The following is a 5,078-nucleotide window of genomic DNA, read 5'->3' as shown; positions in this document are numbered from 1 at the left end:
CGCAGGGACGAGCCGGTTTCCGTGATGTCCACGATGGCATCGACCATCTCCGGCACTTTCACTTCGGTGGCACCCCAGCTAAATTCCACCTCGGCTTCCACACCGTGCTTCGCGAGGTACTTCTTGGTCATCTCGACCGCCTCGGTGGCGATGCGCTTGCCCTGCAAGTCTTTCACGCTTTGCACGGGCGAGTCGTTTGGCACCACCAGCACCCAACGCGTGGGCCAGGAGGTCGCCTTGCTGTAGCGCAGGTCGGTGATGACCTCGACATCCGCGCCGTTTTCCACGATCCAGTCACGGCCGGTGATGCCGCAGTCCAGGAAACCATGATCCACATAACGTCCGATCTCCTGCGCTCGCAGCAATCGGAGTTCCAGTTCCGCGTCGTCCACTGCAGGACGGTAGGATCGGGATGAAACGACGATGTTGAACCCCGCACGCTTGAACAATTCGAGCGTTGGCTCCTGCAGGCTGCCTTTGGGCAGTCCAAGGCGGAGAATATTCTTGGGTTCGGACATGGTCGGGGGAAGGGGGCGCGAATCCTAGCGGCTTTTTTTCGGCTGGCGAGGGGAATTTCAGGTCAACTCACCCGCTTCTTGAATAGTTCCTCTCGCAGCCCCTTCGGCGGGACTTCCTCGCAAAGCAGCCATTTTTCAGGCCGCCACAGGCCATTAAGACCCGAAAACCCCGGTTGACGCCCTCGCTTTGGGGAATACTCTCCGCACTGCCGGACGCATCAACAAATCATGATTCGTCCATATATAACCCAAACGACCACCTCCATGTCCAGCTCTTACATCTTCTCGTCCGAGTCCGTCGGCGAAGGCCATCCTGACAAAGTTGCCGATACCATCTCCGACGCCATCCTCGACGCCTGCCTCAAGATCGACCTGAAAAGCCGCGTCGCCTGCGAAACCTTCGTGAAGAGCAATGTCGTCGTCGTCGGTGGTGAGATCACCATCCCGAAGCTCCAGAACAAGAAGCTCGGCACCACCAAGCCCATTGATGAAGTCATCAACGTCGGCCAGATCATCCGTGAGGCTGTCCGTGGCATCGGTTACACCAATGTGGACGACGTCTTTCACGCCGACCAGATCTTCATCAACAACTACCTCACCATCCAGAGTCCCGACATCGCTCAGGGTGTTGACGCCGCAGAAGCCGAAGGTAAAAAGCACGGCGAACAAGGCGCTGGCGACCAGGGCATCATGTTTGGTTATGCCTGCGATGAAACGCCTGAGCTCATGCCCGCGCCGATCATGTTTGCTCATCGCCTTGGTCGTGAGCTGACCCGCATCCGCAAAGCCGGCAAGCTCGCCAAGTGGCTGCGCCCGGACGCGAAGAGCCAGGTCTCCGTCGAATACGTCGATGGCAAGCCAACCCGCATCGTCAACGTCGTCATCTCCACGCAGCACGCTGCGGACGTGAGTCACGCCGAGATCGAAAAATTCTGCATCGAGCAGGTCATCAAGAAAGTCCTGCCAAAAAGCATGCTCACCAAGGACACCGAGTATCTCATCAACCCAACGGGCAAATTCGTCGTCGGCGGCCCTCAGGGCGACAGCGGTCTCACGGGTCGTAAAATCATCGTCGATAGCTACGGCGGCATGGGCCGTCACGGCGGTGGTGCCTTCTCCGGCAAAGACCCGTCCAAAGTGGATCGCAGCGCCGCCTACATGGGCCGCTGGGTTGCGAAGAACGTCGTCGCCTCCGGCCTCGCCTCGAAGTGCGAAGTTCAGTTCGCCTACGCCATCGGTCATCCCCTGCCTGTGAGCGTCCACATCGACACCTTCGGCACCGGCACCATCGACGACGGCAAGATCCTCGACGCCGTCTTGAAGGTCTTCTCCTTCAAGCCCGCCGACATCGTCAAGCAGCTCAACCTACTCCGCCCGATCTACTCGAAAACCACCAACTACGGTCACTTCGGCAAGATCGACGATCCAGACATCACCTGGGAAATCACCAACAAGGCCGAGGCGCTCAAGAAGGCCGCGAAGTAATTCGAAGCCACAAAATCACGAAGCCGCGCGGGGAAACCTGCGCGGCTTTTTGTTTGCACGAAAGGTGCGCACCCCACCCACGTTTCACGCGGCCATGAAACTCCTGACTTTCTTCGTGCTCGCTTGTCTTAGCCTCCCCGCGTTCGCAGCGGATGCGGCCAAACCAAACATCATCCTCATCTACGCCGACGATCTCGGCCTCGATGGCGTGGGCTGCTACGGTTCCGACAAACACAAGACGCCGAACATCGACAAGCTCGCCGCCTCCGGCACGCGGTTCACGACCTGCTATGCTGCGCCGTTGTGCGGACCGTCGCGTTGCCTGCTCATGACGGGTCGTTACGCCTTCCGCACCGGTGGCATCGGCAATGGGTCTTGGCGCAATGGCGGCCCGGGGGCCAAATCGGCCGACGAACCGTCTGTCGCACGGCTTTTGAAGCAAAGCGGCTACGCCACGGCTCAGGCAGGTAAGTGGCGGCAGGTCGGCGAGACACCGCGTGATTGGGGATTCGACGAATACGTCACTGACCCGACTGCTGGCGGCTGGTTTTGGAAGGACAGCTACGAAAAGAACGGCGAGCAGATCAAAACCGACAAGGAAGTCTATAACCCGGACATCATCCATGCATTCAGCATCGACTTCATCACGCGAAACAAAGAGAAGCCCTTCTTTCTCTACTACGCCATGCACCTCGTCCACGGCCCCATCCTCCGCACGCCGGACACGAAGGAAGGCAGCGACCTCTACGAAGACAACATCGCCTACATGGACAAGCAAGTCGGCGGCATCGTCGCTGAGGTCGAAAAGCTCGGCCTGCGTGAGAAAACGCTGATCATTTTCTCCGCCGACAACGGCACCGCGCTCAGCTATCCTAGCACCATCGGCGGTCGCATGCTCAATGGCAAAAAAGCCAGCATGCTCGAAGGCGGCTCCCGCGTGCCCTACATCGCCAGTTGGCCCGGCGTGACGCCAGCGGGCAAAGTGAGCAATGACATCGTCAGCATCGCCGATGTGCTGCCCACCTTCACCGAACTCGGCGGCGGCAGACTGCCCGAAGGCGTAAAAATCGACGGCATCAGCCACGCTGCGCAACTTCGCGGCGAAAAAGGCACACCACGTCAGTGGGCCTATGTTCAGCTTGGCAACAAATGGTTCGTCCGCGAAGCCGGATGGAAGATGAACGAAGCCAGCGAACTCTTCGACATGAGTGATGCCCCCTTCACCGAAAAACCCGTCGCCGCCGCTGCGGACACCGAGGCCAGCAAAACCGCCCGCGCCCGCCTCACCGCCGTGCTCGCCGACCTAAATCCCGCCGCAGGCAAAACTGACGGCGGCGATGGCAAGAAGCCCGGCAAGAAGAAAAAGAAGAAGGGCAAGGCGAAGGCCGCCTGATCACCACGAGGCGATGACCTCATAGGCATAGCCGGTAAGGTATTCCGTTTCAGGGATCGTGGCGAGGATCGGGTGATCCGGGCGCTGGGTGAAGGTGGTGACGCGGCGCAGCGTCTTGCGCGCATCCACGGCGGCGTCTTCGATGCTGGCGTGGAACTCACCACGGCTGACATGATGGCTGCAACTGAACGTGGCCATGATACCGCCGGGTTGGAGCATTTTTAAGGCGCGCAGATGGATTTCTTTGTAGCCGCGCATCGCATCGTTCACGGTCGCCTTGGACTTGGTGAAGGAGGGCGGGTCAAGGATGATGAGATCGTAGGTGGCACCGCTGGATTCCTGGTGCTTGAGGAAATCAAAGCAGTTCGCGGCGATGAACTTCACCTGCGCGCCGGAGATGGCAGCATTCTTTTCGGCGATGGCGATGGCGGGCTCGCTGATGTCCACGGCGGTGACTTCTGTGGCACCGGCCAGCGCACAAGCCTGGGCAAAGCCGCCCTGGTTGGTAAAGCAGTCGAGCACGCGGCGACCTTTGGCGAGTTTGGAGACATGCTGATAGTTATCGAGTTGGTCCAGATACAGGCCCGTCTTCTGCCCATCCACGGGATCGACATGGAAGGCGCTGCCTTCATGGCGCACCACGAAGGGTTCAGGAGCATCACCAAAGACCGGTCCTTTGATCAATTCCAGCCCCTCGGCCTTGCGCACATTGCCCTCATTGCGCTGCACGATGCAGGTGGGATTGAAGATGGTTTGCAGCGCCTGCACGATCAAATCCTGCCGCATGTCCATGGCCAGCGTCAGCGTTTGCAGCACGAGACAGTCGCCATAGCGGTCGATGATCACGCCGGGGATGCCATCGGACTCACTCCAGACAACGCGGCAAAGGCGGACATCCAGTCCGGCAGCCTCACGCACACGAAGTGCGCGCTCGATGCGCCGCGTGAAGAAATCGAGGTCCAGGTCCTGGCGGCGGTAGGAAAAGAGGCGGGCGCTGATCTGGGACTTCGGATTGTAGATGGCGCTGCCCATCGGTTTGCCACGCGCATCCTGGAGCTGCACCACATCACCGGGCTGGGGATCGCCGAGGCGGGCTTTGATCTCGGTGGCGTAAACCCAGACGTGACCGTGAAAGATGCGGGCGCGGGGTTGGATGGTGAGCGTGGACATGGGAGGGCAGCGTTTAGCGGTGCTTGGGCTGCGGGGCAAATGAGAAGGCGTGAAGCTTGTCGGTTCAGCAGGGCTTAGGCATCAAAATGAAATAGGGCTTTTTGCTACAGGATTGACATGATTGGCATGATTGGCATGATTAACAGGTCTGAAAAATCTTGTTCACCCTGTAAATCCTGTAACTGAGGCAATGATTGACATTCAGTTGCCGATTTGATGCGTAAACCCAGTCAGCTAAGGAGGCTTTCGGTGGACTCCGGAACGGCTACTCCTCACCCAAGACCTCCCTCGCCGAGGTTGAGCCATCACCACCGAAGTCGAGTGTATTGAGGGTTTCTCTGCGGCCGGGCAGTCGCAGGTGCTGAAATGATTTTCCTCTCGCTTCCCCCTTCATCCCGGTCTAGCTCGGCGGGTGGACGACAAGGATTACAAAGTGAAACTGGAGATTTTCGAGGGCCCCCTCGACCTCCTTCTTTATCTCATCAAAAAGGATGAGATCGACATCTATGACG

General features: G+C 59.0%; 4 protein-coding genes and 1 pseudogene. 3 read left to right on the top strand and 2 right to left on the bottom strand.

Going from position 1 to position 5,078, the window contains the following annotated elements; translation table 11 throughout:
- The coding region (gene hisG, locus AC6FTP_RS25390; RefSeq protein WP_497209698.1) for an ATP phosphoribosyltransferase at positions 1–518 on the bottom strand (518 nt) is incomplete at its 3' end.
- A gap of 264 nt (positions 519–782) precedes the next feature.
- On the opposite strand from hisG, the gene metK reads away from it, so the two are divergent.
- A complete protein-coding gene (metK, locus tag AC6FTP_RS25385) occupies positions 783–2,003 on the top strand; it encodes a methionine adenosyltransferase (protein ID WP_497209697.1) in 1,221 nt (406 codons plus the stop codon).
- Positions 2,004–2,097: 94 nt separating this feature from the next.
- Positions 2,098–3,396 carry a sulfatase-like hydrolase/transferase gene (locus tag AC6FTP_RS25380; RefSeq protein WP_497209696.1) on the top strand — a complete coding sequence of 433 codons (1,299 nt, stop codon included), beginning with the start codon at positions 2,098–2,100 and terminating at the stop codon, positions 3,394–3,396.
- Here the strand turns inward: AC6FTP_RS25380 and AC6FTP_RS25375 are convergent, their stop codons facing one another.
- On the bottom strand, positions 3,397–4,566 hold the full coding sequence (locus AC6FTP_RS25375) for a class I SAM-dependent rRNA methyltransferase (RefSeq protein WP_497209695.1): 1,170 nt from the start codon (positions 4,564–4,566) through the stop codon (positions 3,397–3,399).
- 412 nt (positions 4,567–4,978) lie between these two features.
- Between AC6FTP_RS25375 and AC6FTP_RS25370 the strand changes: the two are divergent.
- Positions 4,979–5,078, top strand: a pseudogene (locus AC6FTP_RS25370) (chromosome segregation protein ScpA); the annotation flags it as partial.

This window comes from Prosthecobacter sp., from assembly GCF_044378005.1.
Taxonomy (GTDB): domain Bacteria; phylum Verrucomicrobiota; class Verrucomicrobiia; order Verrucomicrobiales; family Verrucomicrobiaceae; genus Prosthecobacter.
The sequence above is the reverse complement of the archived record's forward strand: the minus strand, read 5'-3'. Positions and strand labels throughout refer to the sequence as shown.